General features: G+C 66.1%; 20 protein-coding genes. 9 read left to right on the top strand and 11 right to left on the bottom strand.

The features are described 5' to 3' along the window. Nucleotides 1-10: 10 nt before the first annotated feature. The 8 genes from ACQCSY_RS14665 to glmS form a co-directional block, all read right to left on the bottom strand. Nucleotides 11-1,096: an inositol-3-phosphate synthase gene (locus ACQCSY_RS14665; protein WP_427129854.1), complete on the bottom strand. Its 1,086-nt coding sequence runs from the start codon at nt 1,094-1,096 to the stop codon at nt 11-13. Nucleotides 1,097-1,268: 172 nt separating this feature from the next. Beyond that, complete coding sequence (mgrA, locus tag ACQCSY_RS14660) at nt 1,269-2,306, bottom strand: L-glyceraldehyde 3-phosphate reductase (protein WP_427129852.1); 1,038 nt, start codon at nt 2,304-2,306, stop codon at nt 1,269-1,271. A gap of 27 nt (nt 2,307-2,333) precedes the next feature. After that, nucleotides 2,334-4,160, bottom strand: a complete 1,827-nt coding sequence (gene treZ, locus ACQCSY_RS14655) for a malto-oligosyltrehalose trehalohydrolase (RefSeq protein WP_427129850.1) — start codon at nt 4,158-4,160, stop codon at nt 2,334-2,336. A 33-nt stretch (nt 4,161-4,193) separates the two neighbouring features. After that, a complete protein-coding gene (treY, locus tag ACQCSY_RS14650) occupies nt 4,194-6,533 on the bottom strand; it encodes a malto-oligosyltrehalose synthase (protein WP_427129848.1) in 2,340 nt (779 codons plus the stop codon). Further along, nucleotides 6,530-8,947: a glycogen debranching protein GlgX gene (glgX, locus tag ACQCSY_RS14645; protein ID WP_427129846.1), complete on the bottom strand. Its 2,418-nt coding sequence runs from the start codon at nt 8,945-8,947 to the stop codon at nt 6,530-6,532. The genes treY and glgX overlap by 4 nt, the downstream gene beginning before the upstream one ends. An 89-nt stretch (nt 8,948-9,036) precedes the next feature. Beyond that, nucleotides 9,037-10,563, bottom strand: a complete 1,527-nt coding sequence (locus ACQCSY_RS14640) for an NAD(P)H-hydrate epimerase (RefSeq protein WP_427129844.1) — start codon at nt 10,561-10,563, stop codon at nt 9,037-9,039. A 62-nt stretch (nt 10,564-10,625) separates the two neighbouring features. Then, nucleotides 10,626-10,973, bottom strand: coding sequence for a holo-ACP synthase (locus ACQCSY_RS14635; RefSeq protein ID WP_024366340.1), 348 nt, complete (start codon nt 10,971-10,973; stop codon nt 10,626-10,628). A 4-nt stretch (nt 10,974-10,977) separates the two neighbouring features. Continuing rightward, the gene (gene glmS / locus ACQCSY_RS14630) at nt 10,978-12,870 is read right to left on the bottom strand and encodes a glutamine--fructose-6-phosphate transaminase (isomerizing) (protein ID WP_427129842.1); all 1,893 of its coding nucleotides are present in this window, start codon (nt 12,868-12,870) and stop codon (nt 10,978-10,980) included. A 168-nt stretch (nt 12,871-13,038) separates the two neighbouring features. On the opposite strand from glmS, the gene coaA reads away from it, so the two are divergent. The 3 genes from coaA (at nt 13,039) to mscL (ending at nt 15,412) form a co-directional block, all read left to right on the top strand. Continuing rightward, on the top strand, nt 13,039-14,004 hold the full coding sequence (coaA, locus tag ACQCSY_RS14625; protein ID WP_427129840.1) for a type I pantothenate kinase: 966 nt from the start codon (nt 13,039-13,041) through the stop codon (nt 14,002-14,004). Nucleotides 14,005-14,009: 5 nt separating this feature from the next. Beyond that, nucleotides 14,010-14,921 carry a M15 family metallopeptidase gene (locus ACQCSY_RS14620; RefSeq protein ID WP_427129838.1) on the top strand — a complete coding sequence of 304 codons (912 nt, stop codon included), beginning with the start codon at nt 14,010-14,012 and terminating at the stop codon, nt 14,919-14,921. Nucleotides 14,922-15,007: 86 nt separating this feature from the next. Further along, nucleotides 15,008-15,412 carry a large conductance mechanosensitive channel protein MscL gene (mscL, locus tag ACQCSY_RS14615; RefSeq protein WP_427129836.1) on the top strand — a complete coding sequence of 135 codons (405 nt, stop codon included), beginning with the start codon at nt 15,008-15,010 and terminating at the stop codon, nt 15,410-15,412. 68 nt (nt 15,413-15,480) lie between these two features. On the opposite strand, the gene glmM is transcribed toward mscL, so the two are convergent. From glmM to rplM, 3 genes are all read right to left on the bottom strand, one after another. Continuing rightward, nucleotides 15,481-16,842 (bottom strand): phosphoglucosamine mutase, encoded by a 1,362-nt coding sequence (gene glmM / locus ACQCSY_RS14610; protein WP_427129834.1) that lies wholly within the window; start codon nt 16,840-16,842, stop codon nt 15,481-15,483. A 113-nt stretch (nt 16,843-16,955) separates the two neighbouring features. Further along, nucleotides 16,956-17,465, bottom strand: coding sequence for a 30S ribosomal protein S9 (gene rpsI / locus ACQCSY_RS14605; protein ID WP_427129832.1), 510 nt, complete (start codon nt 17,463-17,465; stop codon nt 16,956-16,958). A 36-nt stretch (nt 17,466-17,501) separates the two neighbouring features. Then, nucleotides 17,502-17,945: a 50S ribosomal protein L13 gene (gene rplM, locus ACQCSY_RS14600; protein ID WP_307080040.1), complete on the bottom strand. Its 444-nt coding sequence runs from the start codon at nt 17,943-17,945 to the stop codon at nt 17,502-17,504. Between the two features lie 296 nt (nt 17,946-18,241). Here rplM and ACQCSY_RS14595 point away from each other — a divergent pair, with 296 nt between their 5' ends. From ACQCSY_RS14595 to ACQCSY_RS14570, 6 genes are all read left to right on the top strand, one after another. Beyond that, a complete protein-coding gene (locus ACQCSY_RS14595) occupies nt 18,242-18,913 on the top strand; it encodes a prepilin peptidase (protein ID WP_427129829.1) in 672 nt (223 codons plus the stop codon). 267 nt (nt 18,914-19,180) lie between these two features. Continuing rightward, the gene (locus ACQCSY_RS14590; RefSeq protein WP_427129827.1) at nt 19,181-19,390 is read left to right on the top strand and encodes a Flp family type IVb pilin; all 210 of its coding nucleotides are present in this window, start codon (nt 19,181-19,183) and stop codon (nt 19,388-19,390) included. Between the two features lie 121 nt (nt 19,391-19,511). Then, nucleotides 19,512-19,916 (top strand): TadE/TadG family type IV pilus assembly protein, encoded by a 405-nt coding sequence (locus tag ACQCSY_RS14585; RefSeq protein ID WP_427129825.1) that lies wholly within the window; start codon nt 19,512-19,514, stop codon nt 19,914-19,916. Continuing rightward, entirely contained in the window at nt 19,904-20,920 is a 1,017-nt protein-coding gene (locus tag ACQCSY_RS14580) for a pilus assembly protein TadG-related protein (RefSeq protein WP_427129823.1), read from the top strand. Before ACQCSY_RS14585 ends, ACQCSY_RS14580 begins: the two co-directional genes overlap by 13 nt. A 119-nt stretch (nt 20,921-21,039) precedes the next feature. Next, nucleotides 21,040-21,735: an RcpC/CpaB family pilus assembly protein gene (locus tag ACQCSY_RS14575; RefSeq protein WP_427129821.1), complete on the top strand. Its 696-nt coding sequence runs from the start codon at nt 21,040-21,042 to the stop codon at nt 21,733-21,735. Then, nucleotides 21,732-22,937, top strand: a complete 1,206-nt coding sequence (locus tag ACQCSY_RS14570) for an AAA family ATPase (protein WP_427129819.1) — start codon at nt 21,732-21,734, stop codon at nt 22,935-22,937. Before ACQCSY_RS14575 ends, ACQCSY_RS14570 begins: the two co-directional genes overlap by 4 nt. Nucleotides 22,938-22,940 lie beyond the last annotated feature (3 nt).

Below are 22,940 nucleotides of genomic sequence, written 5' to 3'. Positions count from 1 at the left end.
GCGTCGGGGTTTAGCGCTCGAGATCGCCGCGGATGAAGGCCTCGACCTTTTCGCGGGCGAGGTCGTCGTTGAACTGCTCCGGCGGGGACTTCATGAAGTAGCTCGACGCCGAAAGCAGCGGGCCGCCGATGCCGCGGTCCAGGCCGATCTTGGCGGCACGGATGGCGTCAATGATCACGCCGGCGGAGTTGGGCGAGTCCCAGACCTCGAGCTTGTATTCCAGCGACACCGGGGCGTCACCGAAGTTGCGGCCTTCGAGGCGCACGAAGGCCCATTTGCGGTCATCGAGCCACTGGACATAATCCGAGGGGCCGATGTGGACGTCGCGGGGCGCAATGTCGGCTTGCACGTTGGAGGTCACGGCCTGCGTCTTGGAGATCTTCTTGGACTCGAGGCGGTCACGCTCCAGCATGTTCTTGAAGTCCATGTTGCCGCCGACGTTCAGCTGGTACGTGCGGTCCAGCGTGACGCCGCGGTCCTCGAACAGCTTGGCCATGACGCGGTGCGTGATGGTGGCACCGATCTGGCTCTTGATGTCATCGCCCACGATCGGCACGCCGGCGGCGGTGAACTTGTCCGCCCATTCCTTGGTCCCGGCGATGAAGACCGGCAGTGCGTTGACGAACGCCACGCCGGCGTCGATGGCGGACTGGGCGTAAAACTCGGCGGCTTCCTGGGATCCCACGGGCAAGTAGCAGACCAGAACGTCAACCTTGGCGTCCTTGAGCACCCGGACGACGTCGACCGGCTCTTCCGCGGACTGTTCGATGGTCTCGAGGTAGTACTTGCCGAGCCCGTCAAGGGTGGGGCCGCGCTGGACGGTGACGCCGGTCGGCGGGACATCGGCGATCTTGATGGTGTTGTTTTCGCTGGCCAGGATCGCGTCCGCCAGGTCCAGGCCGACCTTCTTGCCGTCGACGTCGAACGCGGCAACAAAGTCGACGTCGTTGACGTGGTACTTGCCGAACTCCACATGCATCAGACCCGGGATCGTGGCCTGGGGGTCGGCATCCCGGTAGTACTGGACGCCCTGGACCAGCGATGCGGCACAGTTACCTACGCCGACGATTGCAACACGAATCGGATTTGAAGACACGGAACTCCTTTGAGAACAAACTTCATGTGCCCGGCGCGGACGCGCTCTGATGCGCGACGGCGGCAGGCGGGCACAGCGCCATACGGCGCCCTTAGCATTCTAAGTCAACGGCGCCGGAGCCGTGGTTGTTCCCCGCCGGCCCCGGCGTCTCTGTTACGCGGGTTTCAGCGGGCTACTTCTGGGCCCACAGATTGATGTCGGACTCGACGGCGAACTCATCGATGGCCGTCAGCTCCTCGGCCGAGAAGTCGAGGTTATTGACGGCGGACAGCGTGTCCTCGAGCTGCCGGACGCTGGAAGCGCCGACGAGCGCGGACGTCACGGAGGAGCCCTTGCCCTGTTCGCGGAGAATCCAGGCGATGGCCATCTGCGCGAGCGACTGGCCGCGGCCCTTCGCGATGGCGTTCAGCCCGCGGACGCGGTCAAGTTTCTCGTCCGTAATGGACGATTCGGACAGGAACCGTTCCTGGGCTGCGCGCGAGTCGGCCGGGATGCCGTTCAGGTAGCGGTCGGTGAGCATGCCCTGCGCCAGCGGGGAGAACGCGATGGAGCCCGCGCCCACCTGCTCCAGCGCCTCGTAGAGGTTCGGGCTGCCGTTTTCGGTCCAGCGGTTCAGCATGGAGTAACTGGGCTGGTGGATCAGCAGCGGCGTGCCCAGCTCCTTCAGGATCCGCGCCGCTTCCAGGGTCTGCTCCGGGGTGTAGGAGGAGATGCCGGCATACAGGGCCTTGCCGGACCGGACGGCGCGGTCCAGGGCGCCCATGGTCTCTTCCATCGGGGTTTCCGGGTCCGGCCGGTGGCTGTAGAAGATGTCCACATAGTCCAGGCCCATGCGCTGCAGCGACTGGTCCAGGCTCGCGAGCAGGTACTTGCGGGAGCCCCACTCACCGAACGGGCCGGGCCACATGTCGTAGCCGGCCTTGGTGGAGATGATGAGTTCGTCGCGGTACGGGGCGAAGTCGTCCCGGAGGTGGCGGCCGAAGTTGGTCTCGGCCGAGCCCGCCTCGGGTCCATAGTTGTTGGCGAGGTCGAAGTGGTTGACGCCGAGGTCAAAGGCGCGGCGCAGGATCGCGCGCTGGGTCTGGAACGGCTTGTCGTCGCCGAAATTGTGCCACAGTCCCAGGGAGATGGCCGGGAGTTTCAGGCCGCTGCGTCCCACGCGGCGGTAGGGCATGGAATCGTAGCGGGTGTCAGCTGCCAAATATGTCATACGTTATATCCTGCCTCACTTGTAGCCTCACTTGGAGAGAATGGCGGCGCTGTGGCCGGGGAGTTCGAGCTGCCGGGTGTCCCCCAGAACGCCGCCGAGCCGGACGCCGTCGTCGGTGGCCAGAGCGATCGAGGCGACGCCGACGCCGAGCCGCCGCGGTTCGGCGGAGAAGTTCATGGCCACCTCGGTTGGGCCGCGCCGCAGCAGCAGCCAGCCCTCCGCCTCGCTGAAGTCCACCGCGGTGTCCTCGAAGCCGAGGCCCGCGAGCTCCGGCGTCGAGCGGCGCAGGGCGATCAGCGCGCGGTAGAGCTCCAGGAGGCGGGCGTGGTCCCCTGCGGCGGCTTCGGACCAGTCGAGCTTGGAACGGGTGAACGTCTCGGGGTCCTGCGGGTCGGGCACGACGGCGGGGTCCCACCCCATGCGCTCGAACTCCTTGATCCGCCCCTCGGCGGTGGCCTTGCCCAGGTCCGGTTCCGGATGCGAGGTGAAGAACTGCCAGGGGGTGGTGGCGCCGTACTCCTCGCCCATGAACAGCATGGGCGTGAACGGGGACGTCAGGGTCGCGACGGCGGCGAGCGCCAACTGGCCGTAGCCCAGGGACTGGGACAGCCTGTCGCCCGTGGCCCGGTTGCCGATCTGGTCATGGTTCTGGCTGCAGACCACCAGGGCGGCCGGGTGGACCAGGGAGGCGTCGATGGGCCGGCCGTGATGCCGTCCACGGAAGGTCGAGTAGCTGCCGTCGTGGAAGAAACCGTTCGCCAGGACCTTGGCCAGGGCCCCCAGCGAATCGAAGTCTCCGTAGTAGCCGTTGGTTTCGCCGCTGACGTTGACGTGGACGGCATGATGGAAGTCATCGCTCCACTGACCGGCCAGGCCGTAGCCGTTGACGCCGCGCGGGTACAGCAGGCGCGGGTTGTTCAGGTCGGACTCGGCGATCATGGTGGCGGGGCGTCCGGTTTCCGCGGCGACGGCGTCCGCGAGGGCACCGAACTCCTCCAGGAGGTGGACCGCCCGCTCGTCCTTGAACGCGTGCACGGCGTCGAGGCGCAGCCCGTCCACGTGGTAATCCCGCAGCCACATGGCGGCGTTGTCCAGGATGTACTGCCGCACCACGTCCGAGCCGGGGCCGTCCAGGTTGACGGAGTCCCCCCAGGTGTTGCCCTCCCCGGACTTGAGGTAGGGCCCGAAGCGCGGCAGGTAGTTTCCGCTGGGGCCCAGATGGTTATAGACCACGTCCTGGATGACGCCCAGGCCCGCGGCGTGGGCGGCGTCCACGAAGCGCTGGTAGGCGGCGGGTCCGCCGTAGCCTTCGTGCACGGCGTACCAGAGGACGCCGTCGTATCCCCAGTTGTGGGTGCCGTTGAAGCCGTTGACCGGCAGCAGCTCGACGAAGTCGACGCCGAGCTCCGCCAGGTAGCCAAGCTTGCCGGCCGCCGAATCCAGGGTGCCTTCGGGGGTGAAGGTCCCCAGGTGGAGCTCGTAGATGACGGCGCCCTTCAGCTCCCGTCCGGTCCACGGGCCGTCGGCCCACCCGTGGCTTCCGGCGTCGAAGGTCCGGGACAGCGAGTGCACGCCCTCGGGCTGGCGGCGGGACCGCGGGTCAGGCAGCGGGGTCGTGTCCCCGTCGAGGAGGTAGCCGTAGTCCACCTCCCCGGATGCGGGGGCGCCGACGGCCCTCCACCAGCCGGCGTCGCCGTCCCCGCTGGCTTCCCGGCTGCCGTCCCCGCTGGCTTCCCGGCTGCCTCCGGCGATGCGGGACATCGGGTACTGCCGGCCGTCGGCCAGCAGCGCGACTGACTCCGCTTCCGGCGCCCAGAGATCGAAGCGTTCGCTTCCGTGTGCGGGCAAAGTCATGTCCGTTCCCCATTTCGGTTCTTCAAGGAGTGCTTAGGCGGCGGGCACCAGCAGGGCGACCGGATAGTCGCGCAGGATATCGGCCACGTGCACCGCGCCCGGGCCAAAGGTGTTGCCGGTCAGCTCATCCGCCATGGCGGCGGCCAGTTCGACGGCGGTGTCCTGCCAGCCGCCCCGCTGTTCCAGGCCGCGGGGAAGCCTGGTGGCGAGGGTCACGACCCCGTGGCGTGAACCGGCTCCTGACGCGCTGCCGCGGTCGAAGGCGATCAGGTGCCCGGCCGCGGCGCCCGTGGCGGTGACCGGCGCGTAGCCGGTGAACAGCTCCGGGCGGTCCCGCCGCAGCCGCATCGCCCGGGACGTGACAAGGAGTTTCGCCGCGTCGTCCAGGTACGACGCCGGCCGCTCACCGGCGTCGAGCGCTGCCAGCGCCCGGCGGCGCACACCGAAGTCGAACGGCCTCCGGTTGTCCGGGTCGGTCAGCGAGCGGTCCCAGAATTCGGTGCCCTGGTACACGTCCGGGACCCCGGGCATGGTGAGCTGCACGAGCTTGGCCCCCAGCGAGTTGGAGGCGCCGTAGGGTTCCAGCAGGGCCACGAGGGAATCCAGTTCCGCGCGCACCCCGGCGTTGTCGAACGCGGCGTCGACGGCGGCGGACAGCTTCTCCTCGAAGGCCTGGTCCGGGTCCGTCCAGTTGGTTGAGTTTCCGGCCTCGCGGGCGGCTTTCCGGGCGTACGACTGCAGCCGGTCCCGGTCCGCGGGCCATGCCCCGGCAACAGCCTGCCACAGCAGGTTGGCCAGCGGTCCGTCCGGCAGGGGCGCCAGCTCCTGCAGCCGGTCCAGGGACGCCTTCCAGTGCGGCGCCAGCTCGGCGAGCACGGAGATCCGCGCGCGGGTGTCCTCGCTGCGCTTCGTGTCGTGGGTGCTGAGCGTCGTCATGGACAGCGGCAGCTCGGCCTGGCGGCGCGCCATCCGGATGTGGAATTCCTCCGGTGTGACGGCGAATTCCGTGGGGTCGGCGCCGACTTCGGTCAGGGTGCCGAGGCGGGTGTAGCGGAAGAACGCGGTGTCCTCCACCCCCTTGGCCATGACCATGCCGGAGGTCTGCTGGAACCGGCGTCCCAGCTCCGCACCAGGTGCAAGGCCGGCGTCGAGCAGGAGGGGCAGCAGCCGCCGGACCGCGGGCTCCAGCTCGGGCCGGCGGCGGACGGCGAGTTCGCAGGCTTCCTTGAGGATCCCGGCCCCCTCCGGCAGGTAGCTGCGGTAGACCGGGAACGCGGCGATGATCTCGGACAGCGCGTCGGCCGCTGCGCCGCCGGCGAGCTCCGTCCCGGCCGGCATCAGGCGGGCCAGCCGGAGCATCTCCGAGTGCAGGATCCCGTCCGTGATCCTGCGCTTGGTCCCGCGGATCATGTCCTCGTAGTCAGCGGGCTGGCCGCCGCGCAGCTCGGTGTCGAGTGCATCGAGCGCTGCCTGGCCGCCGGCGTCGACAAACACCCGGTCCACGTCCGCGAGGGCGTCGTAGCCGGTGGTGCCCTCGCAGTCGAAGCCGGACGGGAGCTCCTCCCCCGGCTCGAGGATTTTCTCGATCAGCAGGTAGCTGCCGCCCGTGACCTCCCGCAGCCGGCGCAGGTAGCCTTCCGGATCGGCGAGGCCGTCCGGGTGGTCGATCCGGAGCCCGTCAACCAGCCCCTCACGAAACCAGCGCACAACTTCCTCGTGGGCCTCGTCGAAGACCTCGGGGAGCTCCACCCGGATGCCGGCCAGGCTGCTTACGGCGAAGAACCGGCGGTAGTTGAGCTCGTTGTCGGCGCGCCGCCAGCCGATCAGCTCGTAGTGCTGCCGGTCGTGGACCTCGCGGGGGTCATCGCCCTCGGCGTAGCTGCCTTCGGCCAGGGGGAAGCGGTGGTCGTAGTACCACAGTTCCCCGTCGCGGATCTCCAGCGCAGCCAGGTCCGAGTCATCGCCCAGCACGGGGATCCGGATGCGTCCGCCGCCAAAGTCCCAGTCGACGTCGAACGCCTGGGCGTAGCGGGACTGCCGGCCCTCCTTCAGGAGCGACCACCACCACGGGTTCTGGGCCGGGGTGGCGACCCCGACGTGGTTGGGCACGATGTCGACGAGCACGCCCATGCCGGCTTCCCGCGCGGCCTTGGATGCCGCCAGCAGCCCCTCGGGGCCGCCCCGGTCAGGATCGACGGCGGAGGGATCTGTGACGTCGTAGCCGTGGTCCGAGCCCTGCTCGGCCGTCAGGATCGGCGAGAGGTAGATCCAATCCACGCCCAGCGACTTCAGGTACGGCACGGTGTCGGCGGCATCCTGGAGCGTGAAGCCGGGCCGGATCTGCAGCCGGTAGGTCGAGACGGGGGTCCTCATGAAGCGGATCCCTTCTTGGCTCTCGGCTTCTTGGCTGGGCTGCCCTTGGGGTCTTTCGGGTCCTTGGCGGGGCTTCCCTTTGAGGAAGCTCCGTTTGCCGGGGCGGGAGCCGCCGCAGCAGCCTCCGCGGGGGCAGCCTCCGCCGGAGAGGCCTCCGCGGGGGCAGCTCCCACCGCAGCAGCCTCCGCGGGCGCAGCTTCCACAGGAGCCGGAGCAGCCACCGCAGCCTCCGCGGGAGCCTCCTCCTCCGAGGCCTCGGCCATGGCGGCCAGGGACGCGGCGGCCGAGTAGTCCACTTCCACCTCCGGACCCGAGTAGGCGCGCAGCACTACGAGGGACTTGGCCGCCAGCTTCAGCACGGATCCGGCCTTGAGCGGCTGGTCGGTATCGCCCTGGTCCGAGGTGTCCACCAGAAGGTCCCAGAACGGCGCGTACTCCTCCGCCGGCAGAAGGAAGTCCACGTTGTCGTCATGGGCGTTGAAGGCCAGCAGGAAGCTGTCATCGGTGATCCGGCGTCCGCGCGAATCCTGTTCCTGGATGCCGAGGCCGTTGTAGAACACGCCGATGGTCCGCCCGAACCCGCTGTCCCACTCCTCGGGGAGCATTTCCTTGCCGTCGGTGTTCAGCCAGACGATGTCCGGAAGCTTCTCGCCCTCGCCACGGCGCACCGGGCGGCCGTCAAAGAAGCGGCTGCGCCGGAACGTGGGGTGCTCGCGGCGGATCTTGTTGACGACGGCCGTGAACTCCACAAGTGGCTGGTCCATGGCTTCCCAGTGCATCCAGCTCAGCTCGGAGTCCTGGCAATAGGTGTTGTTGTTCCCCTGCTGGGTGCGGCCCAGCTCGTCGCCGTGCAGGAGCATCGGAACGCCCTGCGAGAGCAGCAGCGTGGCGATGAAGTTCCGCTGCTGGCGGGCACGGAGCGTCAGCACGTTGTCGTCGTCGGTGTCGCCTTCCACGCCGCAGTTCCAGGACCGGTTGTGCGATTCGCCGTCGTTGTTGCCCTCGCCGTTGGCGTCGTTGTGCTTCTCGTTGTAGGACACGAGGTCACGCATGGTGAAGCCGTCGTGGGCGGTCACGAAGTTGATGGAGGCCACCGGGCGGCGGGCAGAGCTCTCGTAGAGGTCTGCCGAACCGGTCAGCCGCGAGGCGAATTCGCCCAGGGTTGACGGTTCGCCGCGCCAGAAGTCGCGGACCGTGTCGCGGTACTTGCCGTTCCACTCGGTCCACTGCGGCGGGAAGTTTCCCACCTGGTAGCCGCCGGGGCCGACGTCCCACGGTTCGGCGATCAGCTTGACCTGGGAGACGATCGGGTCCTGCTGGATGAGTTCGAAGAAGGTGGACAGCTTGTCCACATCGTAGAACTCACGGGCGAGGGTGGAGGCGAGGTCGAAGCGGAAGCCGTCGACGTGCATTTCGGTCACCCAGTAACGCAGGGAGTCCATGAGCAGCTGCAGGGAGTGCGGGTGACGGACGTTGAGCGAGTTTCCGGTGCCGGTGTAGTCCATGTAGTGCTTCAGGTCGCCGTCGACCAGACGGTAGTACGCCGCGTTGTCGATGCCCTTGAAGGACAGCGTGGGGCCGAGGTGGTTGCCCTCCGCGGTGTGGTTGTAAACCACGTCGAGGATCACTTCGATGCCGGCCTTGTGCAGCTCGCGCACCATGGCCTTAAACTCCTGGACCTGGTGTCCGACGTCGCCGGAGGAGCTGTAGGTGTTCTGCGGCGCGAAGAAGCCGATGGTGTTGTAGCCCCAGTAGTTGTTGAGGCCCTTCTCCATCAGGGTGCCGTCGTTGATGAACTGGTGGACGGGCATGAGTTCGATCGCCGTGATCCCGAGCTTTTTAAGGTGCGCGATCACGGCGGGGTGGGATACGCCGGCGTACGTGCCGCGCTGTTCGTCCGGGATCTCCGGGTGCAGCTCGGTCAGGCCCTTGACATGGGCTTCATAGATGACCGACTCGTGGTACGGGATGCGCAGCTGGCGGTCGCCGTCCCAGTCGAAGAACGGATTGATGACTACGCCGTGCATGGTGTGCTGGGCCGAGTCGGCGTCGTTGCGGGATGCGGGATCTCCGAAGTTGTAGGAGAAGAGCGCCGGATCCCAGTCGATCTGGCCCTGGATGGCCTTGGCGTACGGGTCAAGCAGCAGCTTGTTGGGGTTGAACCGGTTTCCGTTCTCCGGCTTGTACGGACCATGGACGCGGTAGCCGTACTTCTGGCCCGGCTGGATCTGCGGCAGGTAGCAGTGCCACACATAGCCGTCCACCTCGGTCAGCTCGATCCGGGTTTCGGTCAGGTCATCAGCCAGGAGGCAGAGCTCCACCTTTTCTGCGCGTTCGCTGAACAGGGCAAAATTGGTGCCAGTGCCGTCAAAAGTGGCTCCCAGGGGGTAAGCCGTTCCGGGCCAGACTTCCATGTGTACTCCTCGTGCGTGCGGACAATCTCAAGAAAGACTACTTGTAAGTAGGGTTAGCATCCCTGCCGGGGCTCTTCCTGCGCTCTGCGTTACACCTCCCGGAGCACCTCCGGGACGGCATGGGCGATGGCCGTGGCTGTCACCGGTCCCCCGCCGGACGCTCTGACTCCGGCGCGGCCGTGGAGGCTGGCGGCCATCGCCGCAATGGCAGCCCATCTTGCGTCGGGATCGATGCCACGTTCACCGAAGCGCCCGACGTCGGCGCCCAGTTGGGCAAGCAGTGCACCGATGACGCCTGCCAGGACGTCGCCGCTGCCTGCCGTGGCGATCCAGGGCGTGCCCTCGGCCTGGCTGTAGAAGTCCTGGAAGGGGGAGGCCACGAGGGTGGTCGCTCCCTTGAGCAGCACCGTGGCTTCGGTCAGACCCGCAGCCCGCCGCACCGCGCTGAGCGTGGATGCTTCTACCGCGGAGCGGTCCAGTGCAACCCCGAGGCGCTGGAGCAATGCCGCCAGTTCGCCGGCGTGGGGTGTCAGGATCACTTGCGGGGCCAGCACCTCAGGCAGGGCCGGCAACGCGCCGGCGTCGGCAATCGTCGGCAGGCCCGAGTCTGCGGCGTCGCGGGCGCGCTGCAGCTGCTGCTCATCGGAGTCATCCAGCCCGGAGCCCACGAGCCAGGCCTGGACGTGCGTATCGGTCACGGTTCCGGCGGTGCACACAATCTCGGGGCACGCCTGGCGGACAAGATCCGCGACGTCGGGGGGCCCGAGATAGCGCACCATGCCCACACCGGCGGCGAGGGCTCCCCGGCAGGCCAGCACGGCGGCGCCGGGATAAGCGGCGGAGCCTGCGACCACCCCAAGCACTCCCCTGGAGTACTTGTGCGCCCGCCGTTCCGGGCGTGGCAGCAGGGCGGAAAGATCCTCGGCCTCAAGCCGTCGCAGGGCCGGCCACGGGAGCCCTGCCTCGATTCCGATGGGAATGACCCGTACGCGGCCGGCGAAGTCCGCTCCGGGGTCGGCCAGCAGGCCGGCCTTGGCGGCGCCGAACGTCACGGTGACGTCGGCGGCCAGCACGGGCGCGTGCGCCTCTCCCGTGTCCGCGTCGACGCCGCTGGGTATGTCGCAGGCAACCACCAGCCCGGGGCGGAAACGCCCCAGCTTCTCCACTAGCTCCGCAGCCGGGCCCCGCAGCCCGCCTTGGGCTCCGGTTCCGAGGACGGCATCAATCACGACGTCGGCGCCGGCGGCAGCCGCCGCCAGTTCCATGACGTTTTCCGGGGTCAGGCGCACCGCCCGGCCACCGGCTTTTTCGAACGCCGCCAGCGCGGCCTCGTGGGCAACACCGCCGGTGAGCAGCGCCGTCGTCCGCATGCCCCGCCCGGCCAGAAGTGCGGCGGCGAAGAGCCCGTCGCCGCCGTTGTTGCCCTTGCCGGCGAGCACCGTCGCGCGGGCGCCGTAGAGGCGCTGCCCGCGGGCTTGCAGTTCGCGGATCGCCGTGTTGGCCAGGCCGTACGCGGCCCGCTGCATGAGAACAGCGCCCGCACCGGATCCCAGGCTTGCTTGGAGATAAGGCCTTTCGGCCTCTCGTATCTGGGTTCCGGTGTAGGCGCTGATCATGGTTTTAGTCCATTCGCGGTGCAGTCGCTGGGGAAGTCCTGTTTCTGCTCAGGCCGTGGTGCTCAGCCTTCAGCGATAACCGTCGCGGTGGCGATCCCGCCGTCGTGGCTCATCGAAAGGTGCCAGCGCTTGACGCCCTTTGACTCCGCCACGGCGAGCACTGTGCCCTTGACCTGGACCGTGGGACCATTCTGGTCCAGTCCTATCCAGCAGTCCTGCCAGTTCATGCCGGCCGGAGCCCCGAGTACCTTGGCCACTGCCTCCTTGGCCGCGAACCGGGCGGCCAGGGACCGCGTGTTTAGTTCGCGCTCAGCAGGCACGAACAGCCTGTCGCGCAGCCCGGGGGTGCGCTCCAGCTGCCGGCCGAACCGCTCAATGTCTACGACGTCTACGCCAATGCCAACAATCATGCGGCTATTCTACGGTTACGCTCTTGGCAAGGTTGCGTGGCTGGTCAACGTCATAGCCCTTGGCGGAGGCGAGTGCGAGGGCGAAGATCTGCAGCGGGACCGTGGCGAGCAGCGGCGCCAGGAGCGTGGGGGTCTCCGGAATGTAGAAGACGTGCTCGGCGTACGCCTTGACCGCCTCGTCTCCCTCTTCGGCGATCACGATTGTCTTGGCGCCCCGCGCCCGGACTTCCTGGATGTTGGAGACGACCTTCGCGTGCAGCGAATCCCGGCCACGGGGTGACGGGACCACCACGAAGACGGGCTGGCCCTCCTCGATCAGCGCGATCGGGCCGTGCTTGAGCTCGCCGGCGGCAAATCCTTCAGCGTGGATGTACGCGAGCTCCTTGAGCTTGAGGGCACCTTCCATTGCTACCGGGAACCCGACGTGGCGGCCCAGGAACAGCACGGACTTGGCGTCGGCCATGGACCGGCCGAGTTCCTTGATCTGGCCCTCGTTGTCGAGGATCCGCTGGATCTTGGCCGGAATCTTGCCCAGGTCCGCCAGGATGTCCTTGATCTCGCCCTGGAATTTGTTGCCGCGCAGCTGTGCCAAATACAGGCCCAAGAGGTAGGCGGCCGTGATCTGTGCGAGGAATGACTTGGTGGAGGCCACGGCGATCTCCGGTCCGGCGTGCGTGTAGAGCACGGCATCCGATTCACGCGGGATGGTGGAGCCATTGGTGTTGCAGATGGAGACCGTTTTGGCGCCCTGTTCCTTGGCGTAGCGGACGGCCATGAGGGTGTCCATGGTCTCGCCGGACTGGGAGATGGATACGATCAGCGTGTTCTCGTCGACGATCGGGTCCCGGTAGCGGAATTCATGCGAGAGTTCCACCTCGGTGGGGATCCGGCACCAGTGCTCGATCGCGTACTTCGCCACCTGCCCGGCGTAGGCGGAGGTTCCGCAGGCCAGGACGATGATCTTGTCGACGCTCTTGAGCAGCTGCGGATCGATCCGGACCTCGTCGAGCGTCAGTTTGCCGTGGATGTCGGAGCGGCCCAGGAGTGTCTGCAGCACGGCATCGGGCTGGTCGTGGATTTCCTTTTCCATGAAGGACGGGAAGCCGCCCTTTTCCGCCGAGGCCGGATCCCAGTCGACCTGGTATTCCTTGCCTTCGGCGGGGGCACCGTAGAAGTCCGTGATCTGCACGGAGTCGGCGGTGATGGTGACGATCTGGTCCTGGCCCAGCTCCACCGCCCGCCGGGTGTGGTCGATGAACCCGGAGACGTCGGAGCCGAGGAAGTTCTCGCCGTCGCCGAGGCCCACGACGAGCGGTGAGTTGCGGCGGGCGGCCACCACAACGTCGGGCTGGTCAGCGTGCACGGCGAGCAGCGTGAAGGCGCCGTCGAGGCGCTGGCAGGCAAGCTGCATGGCCTTGGTGAGTCCGCCCTGGGAGATGTCGCCGTTGAGCTGGTTCCGGTAGATGTCGCCCAGGAGGGCGGCCGCCACTTCGGTGTCCGTCTCGGAGAGGAACTTCACGCCCTTGCCCACGAGTCCCAGTTTGAGTTCGGCAAAGTTCTCGATGATGCCGTTGTGGATCAGCGCCAGCTTCCCGTCGTCGGACAGGTGCGGGTGCGCGTTCTGGTCCGTCGGGCCGCCGTGGGTTGCCCAGCGGGTGTGGCCGATACCGGTCAGGGACTCCGGCAGGGGGTTGGTCTCCAGTTCCGCGATCAGGTTGCTCAGTTTGCCCGACTTCTTGCGTGACGAAATCGTTCCGTCCGCCACCACAGCGATACCCGCGGAGTCATAGCCGCGGTACTCCAGGCGCCGCAATCCTTCAAGGACAACGTCCAGGGCATTGTGTCCAGTATTTACCCGGCCAGCTGAGTGGCCCACATATCCAACGATTCCACACATGGACATAAGCCTAACGGGTTTCCGGGACGGCGGACGTAGGACAATCGCGGCCGGACCCGCCAGGTACCGGGCGCGGCCCGGCGCAGCCCCACCCCGGCCCCGTATGGGCGGGGCCGGTACCGGCCTGTCCATTTCGCTCTCGGCCGAGTGAAGGGCAGAATCTCTATAGTGACTTTGCAACGCAATGAAGCGAACGGCGACGGCGTCTCCCCGTTCGTGGAGCTGGATCGGCAGACCTGGTCCCGGCTCGCTGCCCAGATGGAGCAGCCCCTGAATGTTGAGGACGTGGTCCGCCTGCGGGGCCTCGGCGATCCCCTCGATATGAAGGAAGTGCGCGAGGTCTACCTTCCCCTGTCCCGGCTCCTTCACCTGTATGTCGAGGCTGCAGGCCAGCTGCACGCGGCAACCACCACCTTCCTCGGCGAGAAGACCCAGCGCACGCCGTTCGTGATCGGCGTGGCCGGTTCGGTGGCGGTGGGCAAGTCCACCATCGCCCGTGTGCTCCGGGAGATGCTCCGGCGCTGGCCGGGCACGCCCAACGTGGAACTCATCACCACGGACGGCTTCCTCTACCCGCTGGCCGAACTCAAGCGCCGGCAGTTGTTGGAGCGCAAGGGCTTTCCGGAGTCGTATGACCGCCGGGCCCTGCTCCGCTTCGTGAGCGAGATCAAAAGCGGCGCCGAGGAAGTCCGGGCCCCCTGGTATTCCCACGTAACGTATGACATCGTCCCGGGCAAGGAAGTGGTGGTCCGCCGCCCCGACGTGCTGATTGTGGAGGGACTGAACGTGCTGGCCCCGGCCCGACCCCGGCAGGACGGCCGGCAGGGCCTGGCACTGAGTGATTTCTTCGACTTCTCCATCTATGTCGACGCCAAGACGTCCTTCATCGAGGAGTGGTATGTGGACCGTTTCCGCAAGCTGCGGACCACCGCCTTCGCGCAGCCGGAATCCTACTTCCACCGGTATGCCACCCTCTCCGACACCGAGGCCGAACAGACCGCCCGCGATATCTGGAAGCGCATCAACGAGCCCAATCTGGAGGAAAATGTCCTCCCGACCCGGGGCAGGGCACAGCTGGTCCTGAGCAAGGATGCGGATCATTCCATCCGGCGCATGCTGCTGAGGAAGGTCTAGCACAGATGTGCCACGACGGTGCCGGTGATGTGACAGGGCGGCAGACGGCAGGCCCGGGATCCCCGAGCCGGCGGGCCTTCAGCCGCTTCCTGGCGGCCGGCGCCGGCCTCGCGGCCCTGACAGCTTGCACTCCCGACGCAGCCTCCCCGCCGTCGTCCGCCGTCGTCACGTCAAGGGCGACGCCGACGCCGGCACCCGCCGCGACGGCGTCTTCCACTGCGGCCGGATCGCCCTCCGCAACGGCCGAACCGCCTCCGGCCAGCACGCCGACGGCGGTGGCCGCCCCCGCGCCGTCGGCGTCTGCGCCCGGACCGCAACATTCACTCTCCGATCCCGTGAGTCCCTGGGTGGTCGTCAACAAGCACCGGGCGCTCTCCCCCGCCGCCTTCGTCCCGGCCGACCTCGTCCGGCCCGGAGTCCGCCTGGCCACCTCCGGTGAAGCGGCCCTGCTGAACAGCACGACGGCGGCAGCGGCGGAGAGGATGTTCGCGGCCGCGGCGGCGGAGGGCGTCACGTTGACCCTGGCCAGCGGGTACCGCTCGTTCGCGACGCAGACAGCCACGTACGGCAGCTACGTGAAGTCCCGGGGGCAGGCCGAGGCCGACACGGCCTCGGCCCGGCCGGGCTATTCTGAGCACCAGACGGGCTGGGCCTTCGACATCGGCGACGGCGGGGGCGCCTGCAGCTTCCAGCCCTGCTTCGCCGAGCAGCCGGCAGCCGTGTGGGCCGGGACTAACGCGCACCGTTTCGGCTTCGTGGTCCGCTACCCCTGGATGTTCCACGAAATCACCGGCTACTACTACGAGCCCTGGCACCTGCGCTACATCGGCACCGAGGCAGCAACGGATATGTTGACCCGCGGGATCGCGACGCTCGAGGAGTACTTCGGGCTCGAAGCTGCGCCGGCTTACCTGTAACGGCGGACCATGCCGGCCGCCGACGCGGAGCCCGGAAATTGCACCAGCGTCACCTCGTGTTCACCCTACTGGGCTAGCGTGGACTCATGCTCACAGGATTCAAGAATTTCATCATGAAGGGCAACGTCGTAGACCTTGCCGTCGCCGTCGTGGTTGGTGCCGCCTTTGGCGCCGTGGTCACGGCCCTCGTGCAGAGTGTCCTCATGCCGTTCATCGCGGCCCTGGTCGGTTCGCCGAACTTCGACAGCTTCGCCGTCGTGACCCTGAACGGAAACGACATCAAGTTCGGAGTGCTGCTGACGGCGATCGTCAACTTCCTCCTAGTAGCAGCTGCCATCTATTTCGTCATTGTGCTGCCCATGAACCACATGATCGAACGCCGCAACCGCCGCCTGGGCATCAACCAGGACGTCAAGGAAGAGGCTGCGGAAGACCCCCAGATCGCCCTGCTCACCGAAATCCGGGACGCCCTGCACCAACGCCAGCACTAGTCACGACAGAACGGCCCGCCTCCGGATGGAGGCGGGCCGTTCTGTGCTTGCGGGTCTTTCCGGACGGGCTAATCAGACACGAGCGCCAGGGCAAGTTCGGTCCGGACCACCTGCGCGAGGCGCTCTGCCACGTCCTGCGCGGTCGCCTGGTCACCGGCCTCAACCATCACGCGCACCACCGGCTCGGTGCCGGAGGGGCGCAGCAGGACCCGTCCGGTGTCGCCCAGTTCGGTTTCGGCAATGGACACGGCCGCAGCCACGGCTTCGTCGCCCCTAACCCGGGTGCGGTCAACGCCCTTGACGTTGATGAGCACCTGCGGGAGCTTGGTCATCACCGTTGCGAGCTCCTTGAGGGGCCGTCCCGTGAGGGCAACCTGGGCCGCAAGCTGGAGACCCGTCAGGACGCCGTCGCCAGTTGTGGCGTAGTCGGCAAAGATCACGTGCCCGGACTGCTCCCCGCCGAGGTTGTAGCCGCCGTCGCGCATTTCCTCCAGCACGTAGCGGTCGCCCACCCCGGTTTCGCGGAGGCTGATCCCGGCCCCGCGCAGTGCAATCTTCAAGCCGAGGTTGCTCATCACGGTGGCCACCAGGACATCGTCCTTGAGCTTCCCGGAGGCCTTGAGCGCCACGGCCAGGATGGCCATGATCTCGTCGCCGTCAACCTCGTTGCCCTCGTGGTCTACCGCCAGGCAGCGGTCGGCGTCGCCGTCGTGGGCGATGCCGAGGTCCGCGCCGTGTTCCAGGACGGCACGCTTCAGCGGGCCAAGGTGTGTGGAACCAACGCCCTCATTGATGTTGAGGCCGTCCGGTTCGGCGCCGATGACAACAACATCCGCGCCCGCGTCCTTGAAGACGTGCGGGGAACAACCGCTGGCGGCACCGTGGGCACAGTCGAGGACAACCTTCAGGCCGTCCAAGCGGTGCGGCAGCGTCCCGAGCAGGTGCACGATGTAACGGTCCTCGGCGTCGGAGAAGCGCTGGATGCGCCCCACTTCGCCGCCCACCGGTCGGAACGGTTCTTTGCCGAGCTGCTCCTCGATGGAGTCCTCGACGTCGTCCGGCAGCTTCTGGCCGCCGCGGGCGAAGAACTTGATGCCGTTGTCAGGCGCGGGGTTGTGGGAGGCGGAGATCATCACGCCAAAGTCCGCGTCCAGGTCCGCCACCAGGTACGCGGCGGCCGGGGTGGGCAGCACGCCGGCGTCGTAGACGTCGATCCCGGAGCTGGACAGCCCGGCCTCGACGGCAGCCGCCAGGAACTCGCCGCTGGCGCGCGGGTCCCGGGCAACCACGGCGCGGGGCCGGGTTCCACCGGTATTGCGGTCGTGGCCAAGCACGACGGCGGCGGCCTGGGCCAGCTGCAACGCGAGCTCGGCGGTCAGCAGACCGTTCGCCAAGCCCCGGACACCATCAGTTCCAAATAATCTAGACATCGGGTCAAGTTTAGACGATGAGCCGGGCGAATCCGGCCCGCACGGCGAAAACCCGCCCCGCCGGAGGGCGGAACGGGCTTTCGTGCAAGCGCGTTATGCGCCTGGAAGCAGAATTAACGCTTCGAGTACTGCTGAGCCTTACGGGCCTTCTTGAGACCAGCCTTCTTACGCTCGATGACGCGGGCGTCACGGCGAAGGTAACCGGCCTTCTTCAGGGTGGCGCGGTTGTTCTCGGTGTCGATCTCGTTCAATGAACGGGCGATGCCGAGACGCAGGGCGCCGGCCTGGCCGGAAATGCCGCCACCGTGGATACGGGCCATGACGTCGTAGGCGCCATCAAGATCGAGGATCTTGAAGGGTTCGTTGACGTCCTGCTGGTGCAGCTTGTTCGGGAAGTAGTTGGCCAGCTCGCGGCCGTTGATGGTCCACTTGCCGGTGCCGGGCACGATGCGAACGCGTGCGACGGCTTCCTTGCGACGGCCAACTGCTGCGCCGGCAACCGTGAGGGCCGGGCGTTCCTTCTTGGGCGCTTCTGCTTCCGCAGGACCGCTCTCCGAGGTGTAGCTGGTCAGGTTTTCCTCAGCCACAACGGCCTCGGTGGTCAGTTCTTCGTTCTGAGCCACGATTCTCCTTGATAAAAAGTTGGTTGGTGGCCAGGACTACTGGGCGACCTGGGTGATTTCGAAAGTCTTGGGCTGCTGGGCGGCGTGCGGGTGCTCTGCACCGCGGTAGACCTTCAGCTTGCCCAGCTGCTGTGCAGCGAGGGAGTTCTTCGGGAGCATGCCCTTGATGGCCTTCTCCACAGCGCGGACCGGGTTGGATTCCAGCAGCTCCGCGTAGGTGACGGAGGTCAGGCCGCCCGGGTAACCGGAGTGGCGGTATGCCCGCTTCTGCTCCAGCTTGGCGCCGGTGAGGGCAACCTTTTCAGCGTTGATGATGATGACGAAGTCGCCCATGTCCATGTGGGACGCAAAGGTGGCCTTGTGCTTGCCGCGCAGCAGGATTGCGGTCTGGCTCGCGAGACGACCAAGGACAACGTCTGTGGCGTCAATGACGTGCCACTGGCGGTTGATATCGCCGGGCTTCGGGGTGTACGTACGCACGGTGTTTGCCTCGTTCTTGTTCTGGCGTTCTTGTTTTAGGCGTCACTCGGAGGTGCACCTACTATCTATGCGCTACCGGAACAGAGGTGAGGGCTCCATGTAACCAGTAGTCCTAATGGTCCCGAATGTGCACGATGAGTAGCTATCCTGCAACCGGATTCTCATACGGGCACGCATCATCGAGAAAGGACACGCACAACGACTACCAAGAATAGCGGAAGACGGGCCACTGGGTCAAAATGGGGTGTCCGGATGCATCCCGCCCGCCGCCGGCCCGTCGCATCCCTGGAGGAACCGTGTCCGACCCCGCCGGCTCCGCTTCATTTCTGTCCGCGCTCTTGTTTATAGCCGGGACCGGCGCCGCCGGCCTGTGCCTGGGGCTGCTTGCCGAACTGCTCGTCCGGCGCCTGCTGCCCGGGCTGACCGGCTCCCCCGCCATAGGGCAGAGAATCACGACGGCGGCCGCCACCTTTGCGCTGACGTCACTTCTGGCGTGGCGCTTCGGAGCCTCTGCTGAAGTTGCCGCGTATGTCGTGCTGGCTGTCGCCGGCGTCCAGCTGGCGCGGATCGACCTGGTCCACCATTTGCTACCAAACCGGTTGGTCCTCCCCCTATTTGGGACTGGCCTCCTACTGCTGGCCGTCGCCGCAGTAGCACACGAAACTGCGGGAAACCTGCTGCGTGGCGTCGCCGGCGCCGTAATATTGTTTGTTTTTTACCTGATTTTGGCCCTGACCAGCCGAAACGGCCTCGGAATGGGTGATGTGAAGCTCGCAGCGCCGCTCGGGCTGTACTTGGGCTACCTAGGCTGGTCCCACTTGTTCTACGGCGGAGCCCTGGGGTTCGTAGCCGGCGGCATCACATCGCTCGTCCTTTTGCTGAAAGACCGCGGAAACAAGCCAAAGGAAGTGGCCTACGGGCCGTCAATGCTGGCTGCCGGACTCGCCGCCATTCTGCTGATTCCGTAGGATCCGCCAACCTTTCACACGGGCTTCATTAGCAAGCTTGCTTATTAAACCAAGTAATTGAGGGCTTCCCTCCACGTGGAACTGAGTACACCTCCATTTGCGAGCACGTGGTGACCCCAATTTCCCTCCAAAAAGTCGAGTATCCGGCGTCATTGCCGGGCCGTTAATCGCCGTGCAATTGTTGTCCCAACGGAACTCCAGCAGATAAGCAAAAGGGGATTTGCTGGAAATTCGTTCAATACTCAAACTCTGGAAAAGGAAAATACAATGACTGGTCTCATGGTCTCAATGCTCGCTTTTGTCTCCGGCGTGAAGAACAAGTTCGAATCGGAAAAGGGCGCAACCGCCACCGAATACTCGCTGCTCGTGGCCTTCATCGCCTTCGCGGTCATTGGCGGCGCCACCATCTTCGGCAACGACCTCAGCAAGTGGTTCGAAACCCTCGGCGGCACCGTCGCCAGTTGGAAGAACAAGTAGGCGGACGCCAGGTCTCGTAACACCACTTCAGGTCTCAGCAACACCCGGTGTGCCGCGTCCGCAAAGCGCGGACGCGGCACACTTCTACATTCTTTAGCTGCATCTATCCCTGGGGGATTCAATGATACGCAGCAGTTCACGAGCGCCCGGATCCCGGGCGCAAGGGCGCGAGCGGGGCGCAGCCGCCGTCGAATTTGCCCTCGTTGTACCTATCCTGCTCTCCCTGGTTGTCGGCATCGTGGAGTTTTCGTACACCTACAATCTCCAGATTTCCGTCACGCAGGCCGCCCGGGAGGCAGCCCGGACCATGGCCATTAAGAACGACCAAGGACTGGCCCAAGCAGCCGCCGTGGCCGGCGCGCCCGGGCTGGACCCGGCCGGCTTCACCTATGCCTTCACGCCAGGAACCTGCGTGGCAGGCAGCAATGCAAGGGTTCAGATCACGTATACCGCCAATACCTTGACCGGGCTGTTCGGCACCTCCGTTACTGTCTCAGGGACGGGGGCCATGCGGTGCTTCGGCTGAGCGCGACTCCGGACAAGGAACGCGGCGCCGCCGGAGTACTGGTGGCGGCGATGATGCTGGTGCTCATCGGGGCAGGGGCGTTGGCCGTCGACACCGGGCAGATCTACGCTGAGCGTGCCCAGCTGCAGAATGCCGCAGATGCTGGTGCCATGGCCGCCGCGCAACAGTGCCACGCAGCCGGCAGTTGCACGGTTTCGCAGGCCCTGACCTGGGCGCGGGAACTCACGGGGCCCAACTCCAACGACGGCGCCACGACCGTCGATTCCGTGGATCTGTCAGTCCCGAACCAGGTCACAGTGGCGACATCCACGCTTAACGGCAGTAATGGGGCAGGGTTCCTCACCAAGTTGTTCGCCAGTGCGCTGAATGCTCCGCCTATTACGGTCAGGGCTGGCGCAACTGCGTCCATCGCCCCACCTGGCGGGGCAACTGCCTTCCCTTTGGCAATCTCTGACTGTCAGTACGATCTCTCGGGGGCAGCCGTCACCGGCGCCGTCCAGCTGATCAAGTACCAGCCTGGCAGCGGTACGTGCACTTCCACCTCGGGCCACGTCATTCCGGGCGGCTTCGGCTGGCTGGCCCAATCCGGGACCTGCACCGCCACAACAGATGCCGCCCACACCGTCCCCACGGACACCGGCGCCAACTACCCGGGCAGCTGCGATGCGACCCTCACAGCCTGGCGCACCACCATCCTGGCCGGCGGCACCGTGGAAGGAACCTTTCCCGTCTACGACGACGCCGGCGGGACAGGCATTCACGGCTGGTTCCACATCCGGGGCTACGCCACTTTCAAAATCATCGGCTGGGCATTCTCCGGAGGCGGGACGCCCAAGGTCTTCCGGGAGACCATGCCGTACGTGGGCAGTGCGGCCAACGAATGCTCCGGAAGCTGTCGCGGCATTATCGGCCAGTTCGTGAAATATGAATCCATTGATTCCGCAGGAGACTCTTCGGGCACCGGCCCGGACCTCGGATCCGTCATTATCCGGTTAATTAAGTAGACAATTTCTAAGGGGTTATGGTGAAAACACGCCTACTGGGGGGCATCGCCGCATTACTTGTGGCAATTATTGGAACCGTATTGCTGGTCACCTATGTTCAGAATGCTGATAAACGCGCATTGGCCAGCACCGAAACAGAAAACGTCTACATCGTTCAGAAGGCCATTCCGGCCGGAGCATCCACGGATGCGATCGCAAGTTCAGTGACCAGGAGGGCCGTTCCCAAGCTCGCACTTGCCGAGAACAACGTCACGGATCTCGCGTCCCTGGGATCGAAGGTCACTGCGGTCGCGCTGATGCCCGGAGAACAGCTACTGTCATCACGGATGGTTGAGGAAAACGCGTTCCTTGGGCCGTCACGCGTCCAGGTCCCGTCGGGACTCCAGGAACTCACGCTGAAGCTTCCCATCGAGCGCGTTGCTGGAGGCGCTCTGAAGGCCGGAGACACCGTGGGTGTTTTCCTCTCATTGGAGGAAGCCGCCGCCGCAGGCGCGGACGGACAAGCAGGAACCAAGTCGAGCAAGACGCAGCTGACTTTCCACAAGGTGCTCGTCACCGCGGCCCAGTTCAGCGACGGCGCTGCGACGCAGACCGGAACCTCGGATTCCGGGTCCGGCACAAGCCAGGCCTCCTCGACCTCCAGCAGCAAGGCACAGACTGACGGGACGTACCTGATTACGCTGGCCCGGAACTCGGCCGATGCGGAGCGGATTGTGTTCGCGGCCGAGTTCGGAAAGGTGTATCTGTCCAGGGAACCTGGCGACGCCCTTGAGACCAGCGCCGGCTTTGTTGATACCTCAAGGTTGTTCCGATGAGCCGCTTCGTACTGATCACGCCGACCAGCGATTTCGAGCGATTGGTCCGTCTGGCCGTTACCGGAATGCACGGCACCCTGCACGTCTTCCAAGCTGACTACCTACCAGAGGGTCCAGCTGACATCCTGCGCCAGATGATGGGAGAGCCTCCGGAGGTCCTGATTCTCGGCCCCGGACTGCCCGTGGAGGGTTCCCTCAAGCTGGCGTCGGTGATGGACCTCCAGTACCCGGAAATAAGCGTGGTCCTGGCTGCCGCTGCTACCCCCGAAACGGTGCTACAAGCAATGCGGGCCGGCGTCCGGGATTTCCTGGATCCAGGTGCCGACGCTGACACCATCCGCGTCATGCTGGAGCGGGCCAGCCTCGCGGCAGCCGGACGGCGGCGCGGGCTGGCACCACAGGCGTCCGAGCACGCAGACCATGGTGTGGGCGGCCGGATCATAGCCGTGATGTCGCCAAAGGGCGGGGTCGGCAAAACAACGGTGGCAACCAACCTCGCCGTCGGGCTGGGCAAGACGTCGCCGATGAGTGTGGTGATCGTCGATCTCGATCTTCAGTTCGGTGACGTGGCCAGCGGGCTGCTCCTTGAGCCGGAATTTACCATCACCGATGCCGTGATGGGCGCTGCCAGCCAGGACTCCATGGTCCTCAAGACATACCTGACCGTCCATCCGGCAGGTATCTACGCCCTGTGCGCACCGCGCACTCCCATCGAAATGGACAGGATCACCGCCGCGCATGTCTCGCACCTGCTGGACCAGCTCCAGCAGGAATTCCGCTACGTCGTGGTGGATACGGCTCCCGGTCTGGGCGAACATGTCCTAGCCACGCTTGAGCGGGCCACGGACGCCGTCTGGATCTGCGGAATGGACGTTCCCAGTATCAGGGGAATGCGGACAGGTTTCCAGATCCTGGAGGAACTCGGCCTGGTCCCGGAACACCGCCACATTGTGTTGAATATGGCCGACCGGCGTGCCGGCCTGACCTTGAAGGACGTCGAAGCCAGCGTCGGCGCTCCTGTGGATGTGGTGCTTCCCCGTTCCAAAAACCTTCCCTTCTCCACCAACAAGGGGGTTCCCGTTCTCCAGGACGGCAGCAGGGACCCCGCTTCCAAAGGGCTTCGCCAATTGGTGGAACGGTTCAAGCCTGAGTGGGAAGCCAGACCTCACAAGCAACTGCACAGAAGGGCGGTATTCCAGTGAGCC

Origin of the sequence: Pseudarthrobacter sp. S9 (assembly GCF_050156545.1) — a bacterium.
Taxonomy (GTDB): Bacteria; Actinomycetota; Actinomycetes; order Actinomycetales; family Micrococcaceae; genus Arthrobacter.
The sequence above is the reverse complement of the archived record's forward strand: the minus strand, read 5'-3'. Positions and strand labels throughout refer to the sequence as shown.